Annotated in this window: 21 protein-coding genes and 2 pseudogenes; 7 read left to right on the top strand and 16 right to left on the bottom strand. The window is 60.4% G+C overall.

Features of this window, described 5'->3' with window-relative positions:
- Positions 1 to 3: 3 nt before the first annotated feature.
- The 6 genes from tnpB to J4G43_RS37990 form a co-directional block, all read right to left on the bottom strand.
- Positions 4 to 360, bottom strand: a complete 357-nt coding sequence (gene tnpB / locus J4G43_RS38010; protein WP_018273742.1) for an IS66 family insertion sequence element accessory protein TnpB — start codon at positions 358 to 360, stop codon at positions 4 to 6.
- Positions 357 to 779, bottom strand: a complete 423-nt coding sequence (gene tnpA / locus J4G43_RS56130) for an IS66-like element accessory protein TnpA (RefSeq protein ID WP_018273743.1) — start codon at positions 777 to 779, stop codon at positions 357 to 359. The genes tnpB and tnpA overlap by 4 nt, the downstream gene beginning before the upstream one ends.
- An 84-nt stretch (positions 780 to 863) precedes the next feature.
- Positions 864 to 986, bottom strand: coding sequence for a hypothetical protein (locus J4G43_RS55415; RefSeq protein WP_256461580.1), 123 nt, complete (start codon positions 984 to 986; stop codon positions 864 to 866).
- A gap of 464 nt (positions 987 to 1,450) precedes the next feature.
- The gene (locus tag J4G43_RS38000; protein WP_208088053.1) at positions 1,451 to 1,645 is read right to left on the bottom strand and encodes a hypothetical protein; all 195 of its coding nucleotides are present in this window, start codon (positions 1,643 to 1,645) and stop codon (positions 1,451 to 1,453) included.
- Positions 1,646 to 1,695: 50 nt separating this feature from the next.
- Positions 1,696 to 2,049 carry a hypothetical protein gene (locus tag J4G43_RS37995; protein ID WP_208088052.1) on the bottom strand — a complete coding sequence of 118 codons (354 nt, stop codon included), beginning with the start codon at positions 2,047 to 2,049 and terminating at the stop codon, positions 1,696 to 1,698.
- Between the two features lies 1 nt (position 2,050).
- Entirely contained in the window at positions 2,051 to 2,212 is a 162-nt protein-coding gene (locus J4G43_RS37990; protein WP_208088051.1) for a hypothetical protein, read from the bottom strand.
- Positions 2,213 to 2,364: 152 nt separating this feature from the next.
- On the opposite strand from J4G43_RS37990, the gene J4G43_RS37985 reads away from it, so the two are divergent.
- Together J4G43_RS37985 and J4G43_RS37980 are read left to right on the top strand one after the other, a co-directional pair.
- Positions 2,365 to 2,919, top strand: coding sequence for a hypothetical protein (locus J4G43_RS37985; RefSeq protein ID WP_208088050.1), 555 nt, complete (start codon positions 2,365 to 2,367; stop codon positions 2,917 to 2,919).
- Positions 2,886 to 3,347 carry a hypothetical protein gene (locus J4G43_RS37980; protein WP_208088049.1) on the top strand — a complete coding sequence of 154 codons (462 nt, stop codon included), beginning with the start codon at positions 2,886 to 2,888 and terminating at the stop codon, positions 3,345 to 3,347. Before J4G43_RS37985 ends, J4G43_RS37980 begins: the two co-directional genes overlap by 34 nt.
- Before the next feature lie 590 nt (positions 3,348 to 3,937).
- On the opposite strand, the pseudogene J4G43_RS37975 reads toward J4G43_RS37980, so the two are convergent.
- Positions 3,938 to 4,238: pseudogene (locus J4G43_RS37975) on the bottom strand (hypothetical protein).
- Positions 4,239 to 5,016: 778 nt separating this feature from the next.
- On the opposite strand from J4G43_RS37975, the gene J4G43_RS37970 reads away from it, so the two are divergent.
- The 4 genes from J4G43_RS37970 to J4G43_RS37955 all read left to right on the top strand — a co-directional run bounded on the left by J4G43_RS37970 (position 5,017) and on the right by J4G43_RS37955 (position 7,025).
- On the top strand, positions 5,017 to 5,340 hold the full coding sequence (locus J4G43_RS37970; RefSeq protein WP_208088048.1) for a hypothetical protein: 324 nt from the start codon (positions 5,017 to 5,019) through the stop codon (positions 5,338 to 5,340).
- Positions 5,312 to 5,758, top strand: a complete 447-nt coding sequence (locus J4G43_RS37965) for a hypothetical protein (protein ID WP_208088047.1) — start codon at positions 5,312 to 5,314, stop codon at positions 5,756 to 5,758. Before J4G43_RS37970 ends, J4G43_RS37965 begins: the two co-directional genes overlap by 29 nt.
- Before the next feature lie 500 nt (positions 5,759 to 6,258).
- On the top strand, positions 6,259 to 6,495 hold the full coding sequence (locus tag J4G43_RS37960; RefSeq protein ID WP_208088046.1) for a helix-turn-helix transcriptional regulator: 237 nt from the start codon (positions 6,259 to 6,261) through the stop codon (positions 6,493 to 6,495).
- Positions 6,492 to 7,025, top strand: a complete 534-nt coding sequence (locus J4G43_RS37955; protein ID WP_208088045.1) for a hypothetical protein — start codon at positions 6,492 to 6,494, stop codon at positions 7,023 to 7,025. Before J4G43_RS37960 ends, J4G43_RS37955 begins: the two co-directional genes overlap by 4 nt.
- 1,395 nt (positions 7,026 to 8,420) lie before the next feature.
- Here J4G43_RS37955 and J4G43_RS37950 read toward each other — a convergent pair.
- Both J4G43_RS37950 and J4G43_RS37945 read right to left on the bottom strand, forming a co-directional pair.
- Positions 8,421 to 8,651 (bottom strand): hypothetical protein, encoded by a 231-nt coding sequence (locus J4G43_RS37950; protein WP_208088044.1) that lies wholly within the window; start codon positions 8,649 to 8,651, stop codon positions 8,421 to 8,423.
- A gap of 931 nt (positions 8,652 to 9,582) precedes the next feature.
- Positions 9,583 to 9,774, bottom strand: coding sequence for a hypothetical protein (locus tag J4G43_RS37945; protein WP_208089623.1), 192 nt, complete (start codon positions 9,772 to 9,774; stop codon positions 9,583 to 9,585).
- 194 nt (positions 9,775 to 9,968) lie between these two features.
- Here J4G43_RS37945 and J4G43_RS37940 point away from each other — a divergent pair, with 194 nt between their 5' ends.
- Complete coding sequence (locus J4G43_RS37940) at positions 9,969 to 11,237, top strand: IS256 family transposase (RefSeq protein ID WP_038952271.1); 1,269 nt, start codon at positions 9,969 to 9,971, stop codon at positions 11,235 to 11,237.
- Positions 11,238 to 14,145: 2,908 nt separating this feature from the next.
- Here J4G43_RS37940 and J4G43_RS37935 read toward each other — a convergent pair.
- From J4G43_RS37935 to J4G43_RS37905, 7 genes and pseudogenes are all read right to left on the bottom strand, one after another.
- Positions 14,146 to 14,520: a hypothetical protein gene (locus tag J4G43_RS37935; RefSeq protein WP_208088043.1), complete on the bottom strand. Its 375-nt coding sequence runs from the start codon at positions 14,518 to 14,520 to the stop codon at positions 14,146 to 14,148.
- A 19-nt stretch (positions 14,521 to 14,539) separates the two neighbouring features.
- The gene (istB, locus tag J4G43_RS37930) at positions 14,540 to 15,403 is read right to left on the bottom strand and encodes an IS21-like element helper ATPase IstB (RefSeq protein ID WP_208083951.1); all 864 of its coding nucleotides are present in this window, start codon (positions 15,401 to 15,403) and stop codon (positions 14,540 to 14,542) included.
- Positions 15,363 to 16,902: pseudogene (gene istA / locus J4G43_RS37925) on the bottom strand (IS21 family transposase). The gene istB and the pseudogene istA overlap by 41 nt, the downstream one beginning before the upstream one ends.
- 164 nt (positions 16,903 to 17,066) lie before the next feature.
- Positions 17,067 to 18,056 carry a Gfo/Idh/MocA family protein gene (locus tag J4G43_RS37920; protein ID WP_225005348.1) on the bottom strand — a complete coding sequence of 330 codons (990 nt, stop codon included), beginning with the start codon at positions 18,054 to 18,056 and terminating at the stop codon, positions 17,067 to 17,069.
- Positions 18,057 to 18,063: 7 nt separating this feature from the next.
- Complete coding sequence (locus J4G43_RS37915; protein ID WP_208088041.1) at positions 18,064 to 19,110, bottom strand: Gfo/Idh/MocA family protein; 1,047 nt, start codon at positions 19,108 to 19,110, stop codon at positions 18,064 to 18,066.
- Between the two features lie 10 nt (positions 19,111 to 19,120).
- Positions 19,121 to 20,269, bottom strand: a complete 1,149-nt coding sequence (locus J4G43_RS37910; protein ID WP_208088040.1) for an N-acetylglucosamine-6-phosphate deacetylase — start codon at positions 20,267 to 20,269, stop codon at positions 19,121 to 19,123.
- Positions 20,266 to 20,988 carry a glucosamine-6-phosphate deaminase gene (locus J4G43_RS37905; protein ID WP_208089527.1) on the bottom strand — a complete coding sequence of 241 codons (723 nt, stop codon included), beginning with the start codon at positions 20,986 to 20,988 and terminating at the stop codon, positions 20,266 to 20,268. Before J4G43_RS37905 ends, J4G43_RS37910 begins: the two co-directional genes overlap by 4 nt.
- Between the last annotated feature and the right edge of the window lie 101 nt (positions 20,989 to 21,089).

The raw sequence follows: 21,089 nt of genomic DNA, 5'->3' as shown, positions 1-21,089 counted from the left end.
GCTTCAGGCAACCTTCGTCGGCCGCTTCGTCACCTTCGGGACCACACGCGACCACTCCGCAAGACCTTCAATCAGCATCGCCAGTTGCGCCCCCGTCACCGGCATCGTACCCTCGCGAACAGGTGGCCAGGCAAAGCCCCCATTCTCCAGCCACTTCGTCGCTAGAACCATTCCCGAGCCGTCAAAAACCAGTAGCTTCAAACGATCCGATCGCTTCGATCGGAAGACATAAACGTCACCGCTGTAGGGCTTGCCGCCTAATCCCTCCGCTACCAGCGCGACAAGGCCATGAACGCCTTTACGAAAGTCAATCGGCTGCGTCGCGACGAACACACGGACCATTGGACCGAAAGAGATCATCGCGTCGATCTCACCGCCGCCAGCACGCGCTCCAGCGTCGCGGCGTCGACGCCGACGGGCACGCGCACCGTCGCGCCCGCGATCATCACCTCGATCCGCTCGGCCGGATCCGTCAGAACATGCGCCTTATCGATCGCGTTCGGCTGCGCCTCGACGGCGGCCTCGAGCCTGACTTGCACGAACTGCGGCGCTTCGCTCGACGCGAGCCGCGCCTGGCGCCGCCACACACTGAGCAGTCCCCGGTTCACCCCGTTGCGTCGAGCCACCTCGGAAATGCTCGTCTCCGGATCGGCACTCTCGGCCACGATCCGCGCCTTCTCCGCATCGCTCCAACTGCGCCGTCGCCTCTCCCCTGTGATCACCTCGATCCGCTGATAGGAGGCGGCATCATGCCCGTCTTGATGTCTGTCTTGATGCATGGAACGAGCGTCCCTCGCGTTGTCAAATCCACGCGCGAGTCTCGCTCATCCCGTCCACCTAAACGAGGTGGGGTCGTCGTACCGCTATCCCTCGATCTCGATCGCCCTGGCAAGCAGGTCCCGCGCGCCGGCACGAACGATATCGGTCAGTGGATCATCAACCGCGGACGGCTGACGGAAAGCAAGAACATTGGTAGTCTCGGTCATGGCGTATCGCTCTCCTCGAGAGGTTCTGGCAGGCTCGTCACCCGCCTCGATACGCCGCCTTCCTCACACCGTCATCACCCAGATTCCGCCATAGCTCCCCGCGCCGCGTCAAAAATGCCGGGTGAAAAGATCTAAGTGAAATATGGAGCCAGCCCCGGTGAACGGCAACCTACAGCAGCTTTGCCGCTGCGCAATGTCATCTAGGTCACACTTTAGGATAACTAAGTTTGTCAGTTTTCCTGACTGAGATGGGGCTCGCCGGGGCTGGCGAAGGCGAGCCCTCAACCCAAGACCGCGAAAGCTCTCCGGCGGCCCTGACGGACGCAGAAGTCTGCACCTGATCGCGCGGATGCGAGCGTTAAAACAATATCGGAATCTGGCGGGCTCTTCTCACGAAGCGCACCGACAGTGCGCTTCATTTTCCTTCGCAATCTTCGCGACCGGCGTCCGCACAACAGCAAGCATCATCGTCGAGCCGCTCTGACTAGGGCAGCCGTGGCGACCAGGATTGCAACGGTGATAATGCCCGCGGAAACAATTCCTGCTGGCGTAATTCGCCCTTGGCCTTTGAGGCTGATCTTCTCGCCCAAACGCAGCTCAAAACCTCCACGGATCTCTTCGGGATGTGTGATGGGGTCTTCGGTCATGGGTTCAGTCATCGAGCTACCGTCCTCGAGGCTCATGAAGCGAACGGCATCGCGCCAAGCGGTCAGCGCGGTGTGCAGTTCAATCGCGCGAGGTTTCCTGATCTGTAAACAAGAAACATATCGCCACTGTAGTGGAAATATTCACCAGTGAAGTCCTTGGTGCGAAACTTGAGTTGAAGCGGATTGTTACTCAACACACGCGGGCTAATGGTGTCTTGGCCAAAATCAATGGACACCTTCGTCGCTCTATTTGCGGGACTCAAAATCGCGGTCAACGTAGTAGCAGGTGATTTCTTGACCCCTCCGGGTTCCAACATATCGCCAGTGCAAGTAATCTTGAGCGAGTCCGCGGCCCGAGTAGCGTTCATCGCCAAGAAGGTGATAGCTATAACTCCAAGCAAAGTTGCCTTGGACATTCTATTTTCCCTTCGACTTCAGCCCCGTCTCGACCAACCGTCGGATGGCCTCGGAACGGCCGGGCAGGTCTTCCTGCTTGCGTCGCCACGCATCAATGGCCGCCACCTCGCTGGCAGACATCATGACGGGAATGCGGATATCTTTTTTCTCATCATCGCTCATGACGTCAGCTTCTAGAAGCATCGACCACCCTGCACAAGTGATTGACATCTGCCTTTGAATAGCACAACATGTGCTAGTTGTCCATAGTGATAGCGCAGTCCGCGGGTGTTGGAAGCACCCGCGGACTGCTGACTCCAACCAATGGTGATGCCATGGCTAAAGCTAAGAAGCAGAATACCACAACGGACCCGGTGTACGCCGCGATAGAGAAGCATCAGAAGGCGATGAGGGAGCTTTACCAGGGACTCAAGACGGCCCCCGGGACCCTCGGTCCGGACCCCAAGATAGAAAAGAAGTGCCTTAACCGCGAAGGAAAGACCCGAGACGATCTGACATCCACCGCTCCAACGACGCTGCAAGGCCTGCTGGCGTTGGTGGCTTACGTAAACGGGGTGAAAAGCGGGAAGCTTTCTCCCTACGGCAAGCCCGACAATACATTCGAAGAACCTGAAACTCTGTACGCCGTTCTCGCGAGCGCGGAAGAACTCTTGGCTGAGCAAGTCGGGAGGTCGGCATCAGCGATCAACATCAAGAGCACCTCGAAGGGATCGACCGAAGCCTTACCGACATTCAGGTGGTGGGCCACATCGCAATCCGATCAGCGCAGAATCTCCGGCTCTGCGAGGACGATTCCGACTACTACCGTCTCCCAGAGCAGGAGACGTCGATACTGTTGTTCAGCGTTCACGACCTCCTGGACCGGATAGAGAAGCTGAGAGCCAACCTCGAGCCTTCGGAGGCTGCCGCCGAGCCCGCGAAGGCCGCCAAGGCGGTGCCGGATGCGCAAACACTCGACGAGGCGGACACCTCCGAGGGCGGCATCGACAAGGGCGAGATCCTGCGAGTGATTCAGGAGCTGGAGGGAGGGGTGGACACCTCGGACGACCGGACCCCGTACGAGATCATCGGCGACATGGAGGACGATGTTACGGCCCTCGTCGACTATGGGAACATCACCGCTCGGGTCGCCGATACACTTAACCTCGACGATGGCACCATGTTCTCGACGCTTGGCCATAAAATCGTCGAGCTCGCCAAATCCGTGGAGCAGCGGAGGGGTCAGCTTTTCCACGCCCTCCATCCCAACCGCGCCGAACTCGATGCGGAGGCGCAGGCTGAAGCACTATCGCGATAGCCCCCCTTGAAGAATACGGCCCGGCCTCACCGCCGGGCTTTTTCATGGGTGAGGTCGAGCGAGGCTGACGGCATCTATTGATGGATATTCGGCCGCGACAAATCCCTGATTTCTGACCGAATTATCGCGGTTGGCCCGCGTTCTTACATCTTGCTGTCGATCCGCGAGTTGAGCTTGGAGCTTGACGCCCCAACGCCAACGGTGCCGTTAGACGCAGGCCCTTCTATTGGAAGCGGGCGGCGGATGATTAAGAGGCGTTGCTTAGCACCACCAGGACGGCTTGCCCCAGCCACTCCAGCTGCACGACCACCATCCCCCGCAAGTGCGGCAGAGCCGCAGGCTACGATCGCGATGATGACCGAGCAGGTAATGTTCCAAAAACCCATGGCGAAAACCCTGGTTCGGCGTCAGGGGCAACTAGTCCGGAAGGCCGCCGTTCCTACAAGCCAGATACCACCATGGGTCAGCGAAACTGCGAGGCAGCAGAAATGAGGACTTGGCTGGGAACATGCCGGGTGCGGGCGACTTTTGTTCTGCGGTGACGGTCTCGGTCCCACGAGGCAAGAGCCTGTCCGGAGGCCCCAGCATCATTACGTCCCCCGGCCGGGTGCTGGGGCTGCCACGGCCCACGATTGCAAGCTGCTGGTTCCGCGCTCAAAGTCTGGCCGAACCTCGGCGCCGCGGCCACCGCAGCCCCGACAGACGAACCGCGGCTCGAGATCCGAGAGCCTTACATCGTCCGGCCAGCGGACGGCGTCCAGAGCGACGTGATGGCCACAATGGCAATAGACCAGGACGCCGCGCACACCCATCTCTCGCATCTCGCCGAAGGTGATCTTGAGCCGTCGGCCGGCGTGCTTGCGCGTCTGGCAACGGGCAGCTCCGAGGCATGCCGCCATCGAACCGCTGGCGCCGAACGCACAGGAACCGCGACCGGCAGCGGCCGATGACGCACCGCCGACCGCTCGGACGGTGAACGACGAATGTCCCGCCGGCTATTGAGCCTGCGGGCTCTGCATGCGCTGACGCCTCTTCTTGGCAGGTGATTTATTTCGCTTCGAGCTATTGACGACCTGCCAACCTTCGCTGGGGGGCTGACGCACTTGCTGTACTGGTGAGATGGGCCGTTGAAATCTGGCCGCCCACCGCTGCGCGAACCGTCTTTCAAATTCCAGAGGGACTATACTCACGTCCGACGCTCCAGGTTCACGATCCTGCCCTGGTGTTCGGAGCGTCAACGCTTGCCGTGCCTCAAAGGTCCGGATGCACCGAGACGATCGGTCGGCACGATGGACGGCGAGGAACGCATACGCTTACTCCGATACTACAGATGGCGGAGAGACGGCCCCGGCTGCAGGGAAGGGGTAGGCAGGGGCCCCTCCGCTGGCCCGGCGTCGGGCCAGCCACATTCTAATGGCGGTCCAAGGGTCGGGCACCGTCCGCGTGGTATTCTTCCTCGTGCCGCGTCGATCGTGCGGAACGTCGCGACGTCGGCCGTAGGAGCTGCTCAAGGGCAGCGCCTACGGCCTTTAACTTGCCTACCCGGGTGGAATCGACGACCGTTTAGGCGCTGGCGCGGTTTACTAAATCGCGTCAATTGCGAAAGTACAACTTGCGCGGCCTGAAGGAGCGGGCTTAGCTCTTATTTTGGCTTTTGCGCTGGTTTTTCATGAAGATCTTTTTCCTCATCATCGGCATGTGGCTGCTGATCAACGTACTTTTTGTGGTTGGGATGACGCCGCCCCGGAGACCGAGGAAGCCTGACGGCCCGAGCTCTGCGGGTCTTGCTCCTGCACCGGCCGACCGTAACAGCCACCATTTCGCCGAAGAGGATCTGGTCTCGATCCGGCATACCATCATCGCCGTCGCGCTAGGTGCATTCTTCTCGTTGACGCCGCCTCTGATCGAGGCCGCTTATCAAATCAAGCGTCTGTTCGAGAAGCGTCGATCGAAGGCCGGGACAGATGACAACGACCGCGAAGACCAAAATTAGAGAGCGCGAGCCACTGCGCGTCGTGGGTGTGGAAAACAGGCCCGCGCATTATATCAGCACGACATCGACGAGCTCGCTTCCCGTCGGCGTCGAGGAAGTTTGCCGCTTACGGCTCGTCGGTCTGCCTAGTCTGGTCGTGTCGCCGCATGTTGGCGAGGTCGAGATTGACCTTGCGGCGGCGCAAGATCCTGAACGTGATGAACCCGACAGCCACGATCAGCAGCTCGATTATCGTTATCGGCGGTATCTGCCTGATCCAGTCCGATGCAAGCACAAGGACGGCCACGATCAGGGCCAGCGCGCCCAAGATGATCTGGCCGAGCCGCCGGCCGCCGCCGAGGCAGACGATAATCAGCAACGTGCAGCCGATTATGACCCAGACCATTTGAGGGTCCACAAACTTACGCCTTTGGATTGATATGATGCAGGCATGCTCGCTGCACGTCAAGCGGGCTGTTTCAAGGTGCGGCCTCAGCGCCGGGCTTTTCTGCAGGTGCTTGCGCGAGGCGGCGCCCCAGTTCTTGCCGGTAAATCGTGGGGAACCACCCCGCAATCCCTTGAAACGTAGGACCTTCCGCGTCACCTTGCGCGACCCTGACGGTCTTTGGTCATATGAGGAAAATCGTTCGGCTCGGCTCGTCGCCACCGTCGGTCACGTCCCGGCGAGTTCGCTATCCGCTCACTTTCCGCTCACTATCCGACACTATGCTCTGTCTCGACGCGAGTGTGTCGACGCCCTCATCGGCGCTCTGCCCTTGCTTCGCCATTGTTCACTTAGAGTTTCTAACGACTGCATTCCCCAGACCAGGGTTAAGCGCGAAACAGATTCCCGTCTTTCATGGGCCTCGGTTTCGCAGAGATGCGATCCACGAACGCGCTTGTGGCTTGGTCGGCCGAGCGCCCATGGAGCCTTACAGCATGTCGCGCCACCGTCTGATGTCCGTACCTCGCTTCGCGCTACGTCGCGATGAGGCTGCGGCGTCATTGGGCGTGTCGACGACCACGTTTCAAGGATGGTGCGACAGTGGCCGCATGCCCAAGGGCCGCAAGATCGACGGCGTCGTTCTCTGGGACACGGGAGAAGTCTTGGAGGCGTGGGAGCGGCTCCGCGACGGGTCCTATTCGAAAAATCCATTCGATGGATTCGTCGCGTGATCAAGACGCGGCTGAAATACTGCGTCTATGATCCGGACCCGAACGGTAACGATCGCTATTACGTTCGCAAGCCTGGACACCGGAAAATCCGGATCAGGGAGACGTTTGAGGACAGCGACGGACGCATCACCCCGGCGTTTATGAAGGCCTACTTCGAGGCGCTGGAGGCGATCGAGGGGAAAGCGTCGGCGCCCCCCACGCTTCCGCGGGAAAAGACCTTCTATTGGCTGGTCGATAAGTATTATCGCTCGAATAAGTTCAAGGGCTTCGATCCGCTCACGCAAGCGGACAAGCGGAGCGTTCTGGATCGGTTTTGCCAGACGGCCGGCAACATGCCCTTCGCGGCGTACCGGAAAGAGGACGTCGAGGCCAGCCAGGACAAGCGCAGGGAGACGCCCGCCGCAACCGACAAGCTGGTCAAGTATTTGCGGGCCCTGTTCGTCACACTAGCATTGCTCATCCATGCACACGTTGAAGCTCACCCCACGGCAGTTGTTCGGCATTGCACGATGAGTTCAAGGCGACGCTGAGGATGGAAGTAATGTGCTCAGTCAATCCAAGCTCGCGAAGAAATCGGGACCAAAAGTAATCTAGCACCGTCCATAATACTGGCTGTGTGGCGTACACCGTGCCGCGGAAGACGACGAATGAACGATCAAAACCTACAGCAAGGTGCCGAATGAGATCCCGGTCCGAGCCGTTAGGACTAAGTGTTGCAACCTGCAGATGGCACGAGGCTCTGGTCGCCCGGATGATCGGTGTGTAATTCACCACCCCGTCGGTCACGACGACGGTGAAGTGGTTCCGTTCAAAGAATTTGATAAGGTTGTCGTTCAAATGAGGTTGAGTTTCGGGCTGGTTTGCGATCTTCCATCCAATGACCAGCAAAAGCACGGCAGCGATGGACCATCTAAATGCGCCGGAATAGTTCACGCCTCACCCCGAGAACACTGAAGCCGACAATCAAGACGAGTATGATTGTGTTGCCGACCGCATCTCCCCATGCGCCGTGGACTGTAGCGAAATGCCATTGGCTCAGGCCCATCAAACTTATCCGCGCGACGTTCACTGCTATTACTGAAATGCAGGCCAAAAGGCACCACAGCAGATCGTAAGCGGAATTTCTGGGACCCACCAATTGGCTCACGGTAACCCAACACAGGACTGCAAGAGACACATTCGCGAGCGAAGAACAAGCTGGCCAGATTACAAGAACTCCGGACCCGTCAGCGAATTCCACGATGTCCCCGGTTTGGTGAGTGCCCAATATCCAGCCAACGAGTGAAGCGTCGATTTGCAAGATTAGGTTGGCAAAAAACTGAAACAGCAATCGGCTCCAAAGCATGGGCACGGTGGTAGCCAGTAGTATGAAAGCGCCCCGTCGAGATGAGGCGACATTGGTGGAGAGAATGACGTAGAGACTTAGAGCGGTTACCGCGAGCCAGCTCAGGGCTCCGATCGGAAGAACGACCAGGCAGACAAAACCTGCCCCCATGGCGAGGTCCGACGGACGCACCCGAAGTGTTCGGTCTTGAAGAACAAGAGATACGCCGGCGGCACACGAGATCCACACAATTATGCTAATCCCGAAGGTATTGAAAAGCGCCTCCGCCCATCCATGCCGGTTGACTGATTGGATGATGCTTGATGCGAGGCCACTTACACAACCGAGAGCGAATAGCCCCGCGAAGAATTCGCCACGCGGCAATTGCCTCGACATTCGCGATGAACCAAGCGCAACCCACTCATTTGAATATGGGATCACAATCCAGCGCCTCGCCCGCGGGGTGTTGCTGATTATGGCAGACTAGCCATCGCGCTATTCGGGTTTGGCCTGCAGACCGTTGCGACCGATTGAAGTACCCACCAAAATATCAGGTATGGCAGGCTTTTCCTCGGGAAGCAGTCTCCAGAGACCATATATGTCAGTCAACCTTACGACGGCGCTTAACGAGCCAGTAGACGCCATAGCCAATGGCGAGCATCGGTAAGCCAGCGCCCGCAATCGGCCCAGGAGCTCCGCTCACGTTGTACTTGTTATGGCCGGGCGCGTTTTCGCAGTTGCCATTGCCATTGCAGGCCAGCGCAGGCGGCGCAGAAATCATCAGGGTGAAGGCCAAAGCTGTCGTCGGCAGAGCACCGAACGCGATTTTCATGGTTTGCCTCCATATAATCGCGAAATTTAATGCATATTAAAACTCATTAATCACGTCGTCAAATTAAATCACAAGGGTGCGTCGTTCGCGCGCCTCAATGTCGCCAGCTGTCCTTGTCGAACACTGTCCTAAATCCCTCGGGCATCTGAGGCGGTTGCCCCTCCAGCGGCACGTTGCAGCGTGGGCACGGCACGCCAGCGCCGCCACAGCGGCAAGTGCCGTCCCAAGGATAATCCGGGTAACCCCGGTCGCGGTCTTAAGCCAACTCCCGCCGGCGGCAGCGTCGGGCGGGATTTTTTGTCAGTCATCGAAGGGAAAGTGCCGATCATCTTCCGGCAAGACCGCGAACGTAGAGTACAGCAGCGCTGCGGCTCCCAGGATGACCAGAGCGAAGCAGCCAAGAACCACCACATGACCGCTAATGGTCTCCCTTGGAGGCGCGCCTGCTTGAATCTTCTTTCTGGGCGAGCTCTTCGAGGAGCAAGAGAATTGCGCGGCGTGTACGACGATTATTGATCTCTTGGAAAGCACTGATCAGGCGAAGTGTGTCTCGATCGTTGACTGAAATAGCCATTGTCGCCCCGGTAAAGGCACAAAGGCCGCAGCCTGGGGGGCAGGCTGCCGCCCGCGTATTGTCAAAAAAATCCGGGTGAAAAGATCTAAGTGAAATATGGAGCCAGCCCCGGTGAACGGCAACCTACAGCAACTTTGCCGCGGCGCAATGTCATCTAGCTCACACTTTGGGATAACCAAGTACGTCAGTTTTCCTCACTGAGATGGGGCTCGCCGGGGTTGGCGTAGGCGAGCCCTCAACCCAAGACCGCGAAAGCTCTCCGGCGCCCCTGACGGACGTTGCAGTCTGCGCCTTATCGCGCAGATGTGAGCGTTAAAACAATATCGGAATTTGGTGAGCTCATTCAGAGCTTCTCATTTAGCGCACCAACAGTCGCTCATTTTCCTTCGCAATCTTCGCGACCGGCGTCCGCAGTTTGGAGTGCGCCTTAAGTTCGATATCGTTCTTCGTCCACTCGCGGCGAATTATTTTTTTCTTTTTTGCCAAGACGCGCTGCTTCGATGTGAGGGCGCGGTCTAACACGTGGCGCGTGCTGCGCAAGTCGCGCACTTATCCAACCACCGCACGACGGCGATGTAGCCGCGCGCCTTCACAGGACATCGATGGCAAATGATTTAGTAGTGCAACAGCAAGCATCATCGTTGAGGAGCTATGGCGGAATCTGGGTGATGACGGTGTGAGGAAGGCGGCGTATCGAGGCGGGTGACGAGCCTGCCAGAACCTCTCGAGGAGAGCGATACGCCATGACCGAGACTACCAATGTTCTTGCTTTCCGTCAGCCGTCCGCGGTTGATGATCCACTGACCGATATCGTTCGTGCCGGCGCGCGGGACCTGCTTGCCAGGGCGATCGAGATCGAGGTTGGCGCGTTTCTGGCCAGCACGGCCAATCTGACGCTGCCCGACGGTCGAGCGCGCCTGGTCCGACATGGGCACGGTCCGGTGCGCGAGATTGCGACCGGCATCGGTCCGGTGGAGGTCGCTCGTCCCAAGGTCCGCGACCGCGGAGCGAGCGGGCCAGGCGACCGCCTCCGCTTCAGTTCGGCAATCCTGCCGCTATGGGCGCGGCGGACGAAGAGCCTGGATGCCTTGATCCCGGTCCTCTATTTGCGCGGCATCTCGACCGGCGACTTCCAGGAGGCACTCTCGGCGCTGCTCGGCAAGGATGCGCCGAACCTGTCGCCTTCGGTGATCGCCGGCCTGAAGGCCGATTGGCAGGTCGAGTACGAACGCTGGCAGAGACGCGATCTGTCGGCGCGTCGCTATGTCTACATCTGGGCCGATGGCGTGTACCTGCAGGCCCGCATGGAAGATCACAGCGAATGCATGCTGGTGCTGATTGGCACCACGCCGGAAGGCAAGAAGGAGCTGATCGGCTTCCAGGTCGGCGTGCGCGAGAGCGCGCAGAGCTGGCGCGAACTCCTGATCGACCTGCGGCAACGCGGGTTACGGATTGCCCCGCAACTCGCCATCGGCGACGGCGCCCTCGGCTTCTGGAAGGCACTGGACGAGGCCTTTCCCGGCACGCGGCACCAACGATGCTGGTGCCATAAAGTGAGCAACGTACTCGACAAGGTCGCCAAATCCGTGCAGGGCCCCATGAAGAACGACCTGCGGAACATCTATCTGGCCCCACACCGGGCCGAAGCTGAAACCGCGATCGACGTCTTCGTCGAGAAATACCACGTCAAATACGGACGTGCGGTGGAGTGCCTGATCAAGGATCGCCATGCGCTGCTCGCCTTCTTCGACTTCCCTGCTGAGCACTGGATCCACCTACGCAGCTCGAACCCGATCGAGAGCGTCTTCGCCACGGTGCGCCACCGAACGGTGCGGACCAAGGGATCGCTGTCGCAACAAACTGCGAAGCTGATGGTGTTCAAGCTCATCGACGCCGCATCGAAGACCTGGCGGCGATTGAAGAGCACGAACCAGTTGCCGAAAGTCATCGCCGGTGTAAAGTTCATCGACGGAATCGAAGTCATTCCGAACACTGAAAGCCACGCCGCCTGATCAGGCCGCGTCACCCAAAATCAGCCATAGCTCATCGTTGAGCCGCTCTGACTAAGCGACGCTTGGCGCCCCACGTTCCTAAAACTAGCTAATTGAGTTTCGTCCGCACGTGCAGCATGACGGTCGAAGGGACGGTTGCATCGAGAAGCCGCGTCGCTGCGCCTCGGCCACTCGATTTCGGAGGTGTCCTAGGGCGCGCATAGTCTGTCGAAATCCGACGGCGTCATATCCTGATTTAGAGTACTTTAAGGTCTCTCGTTCACATTGAGGGTTCGATGGTGCCATCGGCACGGCGGATGCCCGGTAACCGTCTGGATGCCTATCTAACGCTCTCGAATAGAGCCTTCTATCAAAGCCAGCGCGACTTACAGACCTTCCGGGGGCCTGCCTGATGGGGCGGAGACGCGCGTCGACTTATCAAACCCAACGCAAGCTGCTGATTATTCGCGAATGGCGGCGTTGGCTTCAGGCTCGGCCAATCGATCGTGGGGCGGTCACCGCCCGCGATACTTTGAGTTTCTTTTGCGAATTACAGGACAAGCGCTCCCCGCTCCTGAAATTTCATGCGAGGGGGCGAGACAAGTGGGAAATCATCAACGGCTGGTTGCTGGCTTGCGGCCAGCATGGGGACGGACAATGCCCGCAGTCTTAGACCCGGAAGAGATTGTAGTCCTGGCCAACCACGGCGTGATGCGACTGCGGTCGCGAGAGCGATGGCGTTGCTGCCCGAAGATCGCGATGTGGCGATAATAGTCCGAAAGGGCCAACTGTCGCAGTCGATCCTAAATTTCAAGCAGATCATGCAGCTTGCGGCGGGGTGGGAGCACGCGGAGCAGCCCGTAACTCCGGGGGGCTCTCCGGTTCCGCAGCCATCTGGCGGCCCCGCGGCTGAATAGGAAGCTTCCGGGCTCTCCACTGAGGCGAACCTGTTCTCTACCAGCACCGAACCTAGACATTTCAGGATCAGCGCTTCCATCGCGTGCCTAGCTGGCGACCGTCACCACAGGCCTTTCGACAGAGTTACTTAGTACTTGAACTCTGGCATCGACATGAGCTGGTCTTTCGTGACGTTGATAACGGCGCGATCGGGAAACCATTCGCGCGCAGTCTCGGACGTCATTCCTTCGGTCGTTTTCCCAACCTTATTAGCGAATTTGAGTCAGACAAATTCCAAAGCGGCACGAGTTGTCCCGAGCACCCGCCCCAGCTCAAGCTGGCGCAGCACCGACGGCCGCGCCTCTGCCGCGGTTTGCCGGGCCAGTATTTCGAGTTGGTCGAAATCCAGTTCTTGGCGTCTGCTTCCGTCGCGAAGTCCCCGATGTGGGAAATCGGACCAACACCGGTTGTCACGGCGACAAACCAGCGACCGCCTTTTGCTATTTGAGGGTCGAAGCTGGGGAGGGGCTTTGGGGCCCGCTCGGCTTTGTCGGTTCGTACGTCCTCGGTCATTTTTTCTTCAGTTCAGGGCGCTGCACTCTTCGGTGATTTCGAAGTTCGGCATGAGCTGCCGGGGATCTTTCGAGTGGTGATGGGCGTAACCCATCGCCCACCCAGGCCGGATCAGCTAGTTAAATCGTAGCAATAAGCGTGCTTGAAAAGGATATAAGCCGCTCTTGAGACGTCAACTGCGCCAACTGGATAGCTTGCGCGATCGGCTTGGGCGGCAGAAACACCGCAGGTTTGCCGACTCATCCCGGTGGAGTTGGTGGCTTGCGGCCTTTGACCCCTCGCGGCCTAAGTTGAATTTCGCAGTGGCCTGATTGAACAGGTGCCGGCTGGACGAGTTAAGCGTAACATAGCCATAGCCAAGGCGAGGCAGACTTCCCTTGGCCTCGCTCCGGCTAGGCCCGTGGCGTGCTTACGGAACGCTGCGGGCCGCTGAGATGGGAATTTTTCGGCAATCGCATTGTCGGCGATGCCGCGGGAGCCTGGATGATCCATGCCGGGATAAAATCCGAACGACCATCCCCCATTGATCGGACTGGACGGTACGCCGGCGCGCACGCCAATGGTCCCCACGCGGACATCGGTGAAGTAGATGGGCCAGGTCTGTTCATGCGCATAGTCGGAGCGGCGGCGGGTGAGGGCGGCATCATTCGACGTGGCGAGAGGATAGGCGCTAGAGCCCGCCGCCGCGGCTTGCGCATCGCGCCTAAGTCAACCGCACAAGCTTTTGGTCAATAGGCAGCCTGCTCACGCGCAAATGGCAGCGCGCCTTAGCGCTCGTTCCGCATATATGGACTGTTCTCCGACACCAAGAGCACTGACGTATCCGACCTCGGCAGGACTCTGTAACCGAGCGAAGCTTTCGGCAGCGCCGCGTTGCAGATACTCGCGATCAGAGCGATTGAGGACAAAGCCCCTATCACAATCCAAAATTCCCTCTGCATGTTAGCTTCCGAAGCAGAGTATCGATGGCAACGCGAACGCGAGCCTAGAGGAGACGTTCCTATCTAGATGCGGACGCTCCTCGACGTTCCAAGCTGAGGTCTTTGCGATCTCGATTGGGACGAGGAAGCTGAGATGAGGCTGCTGTGAGACGACAGGCAGAATAGATGAGAAACGCCGCAATGATTTCGCAATGAAATGGCCCAAACAGGCGTGAACAAAACGTGGCGGAAACCACTCCCATACCCATAAAAATCAAGAGCTTAGAAAATATTCACTGCGTTCGGGACGCAGGGGTCGCAGGTGATGGAGAAGGGGCCGAGCCATTTACACTTCGTCTGTAACCTATTGATTTCGCTAGTACTGTTTCGGCCGCGTTTTACAGCTAAGTGTTTGTGAGTGCTTCTGAAAAATGAGACTCTTAATCAGCGGGTCCCAGGTTCGAGCCCTGGTACGCCCACCAAGCTTTTCAATAGCTTAGGGGTTTGTTACGGTCGTCATTCCGGCAGACGCGCCGTGGCTATTCCGACAAACCGGCTGTCTTTGTTCTTTCTTCTCGCCGTTTCTTCGTGCCGGAAATTAGCTGTTTCCGTGTGCGCTTTGCATAGGTCGGCAACTGCCGCGACGAGCGATGGCGGCCGGCGGCTCTGAGCTCGGCGTCCGTCAGATCGCTGTCGGCTCCCTCGGTAAAGCCGTCGTGGCGGAATGATGTAAAGGACAGCTCTTCACGGAGATCGGCTGCACGGACGATCTTCTTCACGCCCCCGCGTGGGTAGCGAAGATCCTGCTTGGCTGTGATCCAGGGCAGCGGGGTAGGTGACCGCCGGTGCGAATGGTCGCGTCGAAAGACCAGGCCGCACACGGTCGTCTGCTTGATTTCGTCGAGCTCGGCCATCAGCTCCGGGAATAAGGTGTCAATCGGCGTTGGACTGGGACCCCCGATCGGCGTCCAAAGGGGACCCCTTTGATCGGCGAGTCTTGATGGTAGCGCTCGCGGCGTCGGAGCTGGCCGGGGTTGCGGAGACGGCGCGAGCGCGGGTTGTTTGATCGTCGTCGCGGCTTTTAAAGCGCCAGCTGTCGTTACCGGTCTCGACGATGTCGCAGTGATGAGTCAGCCGGTCGAGCAGCGCGGTCGTCATCTTGGCATCGCCGAACACGCTCGGCCACTCGCCGAATGCCAGATTGGTGGTGACGAGGACGGAGGCGCGCTCATAAAGCCGGCTGACGAGGTGGAAGAGAAGCTGACCGCCGGACTGGGCAAAGGGCAAATATCCGAGCTCGTCCAGGACAATGAAGTCCATGCGGGTTAGGTGCTCGGCAAGCCGGCCCTGTCGCCCGTTGCGGGTCTCGGTCTCGAGGCGGTTGACGAGGTCGACCACGTTATAGAAGCGGCCACGGGCGCCGGATCGGATGCAGCTTCGCGCGATAGCGATGGCCAGATGGGTCTTGCCGGTGCCCGTTCCACCGACCAGGACGACGTTGCGTTGCTGGGCGATGAAGCCGCCGCCGGCGAGATCATTGACAAGCGTCTGGTTGATCGGCGTGGCGTCGAACTGGAAGTCTGCGATGTCCTTTGCAAGCGGCAACTTGGCGATGGTGAGCTGGTATTTGATCGAGCGGGCCTGCTTCTCGTTGATCTCGGCGGAGAGCAGATCGCCGACGATGCGCTGGGGTTCGTGCTGGCGTTTGACGGCGGTCGCCATGATCTCGTCGAAGGCGGCCTTCATGCCGTAGAGCTTAAGCTCGCCCATGAGATCGAAGATTTGGGTTCGTTCCATCAGTTTGTCCTCCGGAGGTTGTCGTAGCGGGCACAATCGGCGATCGGCGCATGGCGAAGCGTCAAGGCGGCCGGCGTCATGATGTTGGCCGGTGGGGCAGGTTCACGTTGACGAGCCAGGATGTTGAGCACGACATCGGCGGAATGAACGCCATGAGCGACCGCCTCGGCGCAGGCGGCTTCCACCGCGGGCAATCCGTCTGTCAGCACCGCATTGAGGATATCGACCATCTGTCGATTGCCATCGTCGGCACCGGCGAGTTTGCGCCGTACACGCTCAATCGCTGCGGGCAGCACCCAGTCCTTGAAGGGAGCGCCATTACGCAAGGCACCGGGCTTGCGCACAAGCACGGGCACATAGTGCCAAGGGTCGTAGACCGTCTCGCCGCGACCGAATGATCGCGGATGTTCGGCAACGACCCGGCCGTCCTGGCGGATCACGATGCGGTCCGCATAAGCCTGGACCTCAATGGGCCGCCCGACCGCGCTTGCCGCAACCGAGTACTTGTTGTTGTCGAAGCGCACCAGGCAGGTCTTGGAGACCGAGGCCGGGACGGCATGGAAGCCATCGAACCGACCTGCATAAGGCACGAGATTGGGTCGCTCGGCCTCGAAGATCTCCCAGACAGTCCGGTCGGCGAACTCTGGATGCCGATGCGCCTTGGCGTAGGCGATACATTTATCGAGCAACCAGGCGTTCAGCTCGTCCAATGTCTTGAAGCGCAGTCGCGGGGTGAAAAAGCGTTCGCGGACCAACCCGACCTGGTTCTCGACCTGTCCCTTCTCCCAGCCCGACGCTGGCGTGCAGGCAACCGGATCGACCAGATAATGGCTACACATCTGCAGGAAGCGCTGATTGTAGAGGCGGCCTTTGCCGACAAAGATCGTCTCCACCGCCGTCTTCATGTTGTCGTAGATGCCGCGCCGGCAAGTCCCCTTGAACAGTGCGAACGCCCGGTCGTGGGCGTCAAACACCATCTCCTGCGTCTCGCGCGGATAGGCCCGAACAAACAGCATCCGACTGTGGCAAAGCCGGACATGCGCCGCCTTCACGACCACCGTGGTTCCGCTCAACAGGACGACTTCGTGGCTCCAATCAAACTGGTAGGCTTCGCCGGGCGCAAAGCTCAACGGCACATAAGCTGAGGTCGTCGAGGCGCCACGCTCTCGGCTCCACCGCCGCGCATAGCGACGAACCGCGTCGTAGCCGCCGGCATATCCGAGGCCGCGAAGCTCTTCGAACAAGCGAATCAGCGTCAGCCGTTCGCGCGTCGTCTTGCTCTCGTTCGCCGCCAGCAACCGGTCAAGCTCGGCACTCCACGGGCCCATCTTCGGAAGCGGCTGCGTCTCTCGCTCGTACCGGAACTCCGTCGCCTCCGAGCGGATGACCTTGCGGACCACCTTGCGCGATACGCCAAGCTCCCGGCAGATCGCCTTGATCGGCTGACCATGAACAAAATAAGCGCGACGGATCTTCGCAATCGTCTCCACCACCAGCATCCCAACCTCGGCTTCCATGACTTGATGGAAGCCACTGTGGACCCTTGTCCCGGGGTCCCGATTGGATGCCGATTACCCCGAATACGGGGTCCTTATTCCATGCCGAAACACAAATAAGGTCTCGCCAGTCTCATCGAACACTGCGAGCAGCAGCTCGCCATTGGTTAACTCCATCGCATGGGTTTTCCGCCGTTGGCCGCGCTCTCCTGAGCAAGTATTGCGATACGCGTGGCGCGCAGGGCCTCGTTTGCCGCAATCTGCAAGGTCTCGCCGCGGGCGAGATGATCAAAGACGAAGCTGGCGGGCGAGGCGCCCACGGGCAGGTCGATTTCGCGCCGGGGTCTCGTCGCCGTCTCGACGAGCAGTCGATTTTCCGCGAACAGAACGTCAGCACGACCCTTTGTCCCGGAGATCCGCATGGCATAGTCGCCGTGCCGTGGCGATGCTTCGGGCTGGATCCAGTCAACTTCGATCGCGAATTCCGGTCCGCCATCGCAGGCGAGAATAGCACGCCCCAGCGCGGGAAAGTTCGTCGTGCCGGCAGCCGGGGTCGACGAAATCCAGCCGCTGATCGTGCCGCTGGTGTATCCCGTCAACCAAAGGGCCAGATCAATATCGTGGACCGTGAGGTCAGCGAGGATGCCGCCATAAGTTGATGGTTCGAACATCCACGCTGGACGTCGGCTTGGGACCAGCTTGTGCGGCCCGGTTGCAGTGATGGATACAATGTCTCCAAGTTGGCCGCTGTCGATCACGGATCGGAGTGCGAGCGTGACCGGATAAAACCGCTTCTCGAGCAGAAGAGTGAGCAAATTGCGCCCGGCGAGCGTCTCCTCGATAAGCGCAAGCTGGGCCAGGGTCACAGCCATGGGCTTGTCGACGATCGCGAAGATGCAGCGGCGTAAAAGTTCGACGACGATTGGAGCGCGAAGACCGAATTCGGTGAAGACTGCTGCGGCCCGAACCCGATGCGCATCCAGAAGCGCATTCGGGTCGGCGTAGCCGGGCGACTTCGTACGTCGTTCGAGTTCAGTGCGCCGCGCTGGGTCATGGTCGGCGACGGCCACGACCCTGACATCGGAGCGGTTCGCGATCTCTGAAAGCACGTATTCGACATGCGGGTGGGCTGCGCCGATGATGGCGATGTCGAGCATCTCGGAGCTAGCTGGCATGAATGGCCTCCGCTGCGATCTCATTGGGGCTGACGGCGCGACCTTCGGAAGCCGAGCGATAGATGGCGTCAACCAGTCTCGCAGCCTCGAATCCATCCCTGAACGTGCTCGCAGGCGGCCGTCGCTCCCGGACGGATTGAACGAAGTCGCACCATTGCGCGATATGTCCGCCGATCCCGATGGCCTTGGGATCGCTGGCGGCACTGCCAACCCCGGCCGCACTTGGCGGCTCGGCAACATCAGCAAAATCCCAGCGCACGATGCTGTCGTTTGCGAGCTCGCAACTGCCGCGGTCCGTGAACAATCGAAGCATGGCCGGCCGTCCTGGAGGCAGCGCCGTGCTCGTCACGATCACACCTAACGTGCCGGACGCGAAGGAGAGCAGCGCCGCCGTCGTGTCCTCGGCGGCGTGCGTGTGTCCGAGCGTCGCCGTCTTGCCCTGAACACTGTCGACGGATCCGAATAGCCAGAGCATCAGGTCGAGATTGTGAACGCCCTGATTGAACAGCGAGCCGCCGCCATGCTCGGCTTCGCTGCGCCACGGCTTCTCCGCGTAGTAGGCGTCGGAGCGGTACCAATGGATCGCCGCCTCGATCAGGCGCGGCTGTCCGAGCCGGCCAGTGTCGAGCAGGGTCTTGATCGCCTGGTGCTGCGGTTCGAGACGGCGCTGCGAAACCACGCCACAGGTCAGCTGCGAGCGCTCGGCGGCGCGGACCAGGGACGCAGCCTCAATCGGATCGACGCAGAGTGGCTTTTCGACCAGCACGTGCCGCCCCGCCTCGATCGCAGCAAGCGCGACGTCATGATGTGCGCCGCTCGGGGTGCAGACCACGACCGCGTCGATCCCGGCATTCGCGAGCATCGCCTCGGTGGTCGCGAATGCCGGAACGTCCTCGCCATTCATGCACGCAGCAATCTGCTCAGGCGTGCCGCCGGCGATCGCGGACAAGACGGTATCGTCGAGCGCCCGTATTGCCCGCGCGTGTGTTTCGCCGATCGCTCCCGGACCGATCAACCCGATGCGAAGCCGGTTCATGTCTCAGTCCTCAAGAGTTGCAGCGATAAGGACGGCCCGCGACATAGACCGTCTCGGGCACGAGAGATTCATCCTTGCCGAGATGGAAGCGCAGCAGATCGGCCGGCGCACCCACCGTCAGCGCAGGAAGGTTGAACGGGATACGCGGATTGACCGTTGCGAGCCTCAGCGCCTCTGCCAGGGTCAATCCGGCCATGCGTCTTGCCGTGGCTACTCCGAACACGAGGCTGACGGCTGCGCCCGCCAGAAAGGATGTGCCGACGACTTCCAGCCGGCCGTTCGCCTTCAACTCGACCTTGCCGCCGATCGGCGCGTCGTAGATTCCGGGTGTGCAACCCGCGAGCGCGGCGGCATCCGACACCAGGATCGCTCGCTCCAGCCCCTTTGCGCGCAGCATGGCCTTGAAGGTCTCGCGGGGAAGGTGATGGCCATCGGCGATGAAGCTCGCCCACAGCCCGTCCTCGGCCAGTTGCGACCAGATCGGGTTGGGATGTCGCGGCAGCGTGGCGGCGATGCCGTTGCCAAGATGCGTCGACAATATTGCGCCCGCCGCGACGGCGGCGGAGATCTGATCCGGTGCGGCGTTTGTATGGCCGAGGGCAACACGGACGCCGCGCGCATGAAGGCCGCGCACATAGGCGTCCGTTTCCGGCCAATGCGGCGACAACGTCACGAGGCCGACGAGGTTTCCGCAGGCCGCCTGCCACGCGTCGAACTCGTCGAGGCTCGGCGGCCTGACATGTTCGGCCGGATGCGCACCGCGCGGACCATCTTCTGGCGCGATGTGCGGGCCTTCGACATGCACGAAGGGCATTGCATGCTTGAGAAACGGATCGCTGTCACGCGCCTGTGCAACGGCGCGCAATGCATCGATAATCGCATTATGCGATGCCGTGATGAGCGTAGGGGCAAAACGCGACACCCCGCTGTTGTGGACGGCCGTGACGAGATCGCGGACCGTCCGGAGATCAGGGCGGCCATTGAGATCGTAGCCCGCAAAGCCGTTCAATTGCAGATCGAACAGGCCGAGCGACAGCCACAGCCCGTCATCGTCACCGCCGGGAGCGATGTCCGTGATCCGGCCGTCCTGAATGACGATGGTGCGATTCTGTCCGGTCTCCGGATCGCGGCCCGAAACGCGCGTTGCCGGATCTGTCATGCGCGTACCGGTGTCAGTGAGAGCTGCGGCGGCGTGGAATCCTGGTCGAGATACAGCACGCAACGTGGGTGCGTGCGGAGCGCGCTCGCCGGGCACTCGGTCCCGATCGGACCGTATAGCGATCGCTCGACGGCGGCGCGTTTGGACGCGCCGGGCACGACGCAAAACAGCCGGTCGGCATCCAGGAGCCGGGGAATCGTCAGCGTGATCGCATGTGTCGGAACATCCCCGAGCGTCGGGAAGCACTCATCGTCAACCTGCTGCTGCCGGCACACCGCGTCGAGCTCGACGATCTTGACCGACTTGGTGTCGTGCAGATCGGCGACCGGCGGGTCATTGAAGGCGAGGTGACCGTTCACGCCGATTCCGAGGCAGATGATGTCGATCGGGGCTTCGCCGAGAAGGGCCGCATAGCGTGCTGCTACCCGCTCCGGATCCGGCTCCTGCCCGATCAGGTGAACCGCGCCGAAAGCGATGCGCGAGAACAAGTGACGCGTCAGCCAAGCCCCGAAGCGCTCCGGCGCATCCGCGGGAAGTCCGAGATATTCGTCCATGTGGAAGGCTGTGACGCGCCGCCAGTCGATATCGCGCTCGCGAGCAAGGGCATCCAGCATCTCCGCCTGGCTCGGTGCCGCCGCGAAGATCATCCGCACGTTGCTCTGCCGTCCGAGGTGGTCTCGGAGCGCAGCAGCGACGTCCGCGGCGGCCGCCCGGCCCATCGCATCCCGCGTTTTAAACGTCGCGATTGAGGGAGTCACCGAAGCCGTCATGCTCATCCATGGTCTGCCGGGCCTGCACTTTACCCTCGCGCGGAGAGAAT

Source organism: Bradyrhizobium barranii subsp. barranii (assembly GCF_017565645.3).
GTDB classification, from domain to species: domain Bacteria; phylum Pseudomonadota; class Alphaproteobacteria; order Rhizobiales; family Xanthobacteraceae; genus Bradyrhizobium; species Bradyrhizobium barranii.
This window is presented reverse-complemented; position numbering and strand designations above follow the sequence as displayed.

Coding starts and splice junctions, on each gene's coding strand:
- tnpB (WP_018273742.1), bottom strand. CDS start 360: ATGATCTCTTTCGGTCCAATGGTCCGTGTGTTCGTCGCGACGCAGCCG.
- tnpA (WP_018273743.1), bottom strand. CDS start 779: ATGCATCAAGACAGACATCAAGACGGGCATGATGCCGCCTCCTATCAG.
- J4G43_RS55415 (WP_256461580.1), bottom strand. CDS start 986: ATGACCGAGACTACCAATGTTCTTGCTTTCCGTCAGCCGTCCGCGGTT.
- J4G43_RS38000 (WP_208088053.1), bottom strand. CDS start 1,645: ATGACTGAACCCATGACCGAAGACCCCATCACACATCCCGAAGAGATC.
- J4G43_RS37995 (WP_208088052.1), bottom strand. CDS start 2,049: ATGTCCAAGGCAACTTTGCTTGGAGTTATAGCTATCACCTTCTTGGCG.
- J4G43_RS37990 (WP_208088051.1), bottom strand. CDS start 2,212: ATGAGCGATGATGAGAAAAAAGATATCCGCATTCCCGTCATGATGTCT.
- J4G43_RS37985 (WP_208088050.1), top strand. CDS start 2,365: ATGGCTAAAGCTAAGAAGCAGAATACCACAACGGACCCGGTGTACGCC.
- J4G43_RS37970 (WP_208088048.1), top strand. CDS start 5,017: ATGAAGATCTTTTTCCTCATCATCGGCATGTGGCTGCTGATCAACGTA.
- J4G43_RS37965 (WP_208088047.1), top strand. CDS start 5,312: ATGACAACGACCGCGAAGACCAAAATTAGAGAGCGCGAGCCACTGCGC.
- J4G43_RS37960 (WP_208088046.1), top strand. CDS start 6,259: ATGTCGCGCCACCGTCTGATGTCCGTACCTCGCTTCGCGCTACGTCGC.
- J4G43_RS37950 (WP_208088044.1), bottom strand. CDS start 8,651: ATGAAAATCGCGTTCGGTGCTCTGCCGACGACAGCTTTGGCCTTCACC.
- J4G43_RS37940 (WP_038952271.1), top strand. CDS start 9,969: ATGACCGAGACTACCAATGTTCTTGCTTTCCGTCAGCCGTCCGCGGTT.
- J4G43_RS37935 (WP_208088043.1), bottom strand. CDS start 14,520: ATGGCCGAGCTCGACGAAATCAAGCAGACGACCGTGTGCGGCCTGGTC.
- istB (WP_208083951.1), bottom strand. CDS start 15,403: ATGGAACGAACCCAAATCTTCGATCTCATGGGCGAGCTTAAGCTCTAC.
- J4G43_RS37920 (WP_225005348.1), bottom strand. CDS start 18,056: ATGCTCGACATCGCCATCATCGGCGCAGCCCACCCGCATGTCGAATAC.
- J4G43_RS37915 (WP_208088041.1), bottom strand. CDS start 19,110: ATGAACCGGCTTCGCATCGGGTTGATCGGTCCGGGAGCGATCGGCGAA.
- J4G43_RS37910 (WP_208088040.1), bottom strand. CDS start 20,269: ATGACAGATCCGGCAACGCGCGTTTCGGGCCGCGATCCGGAGACCGGA.
- J4G43_RS37905 (WP_208089527.1), bottom strand. CDS start 20,988: ATGGGCCGGGCGGCCGCCGCGGACGTCGCTGCTGCGCTCCGAGACCAC.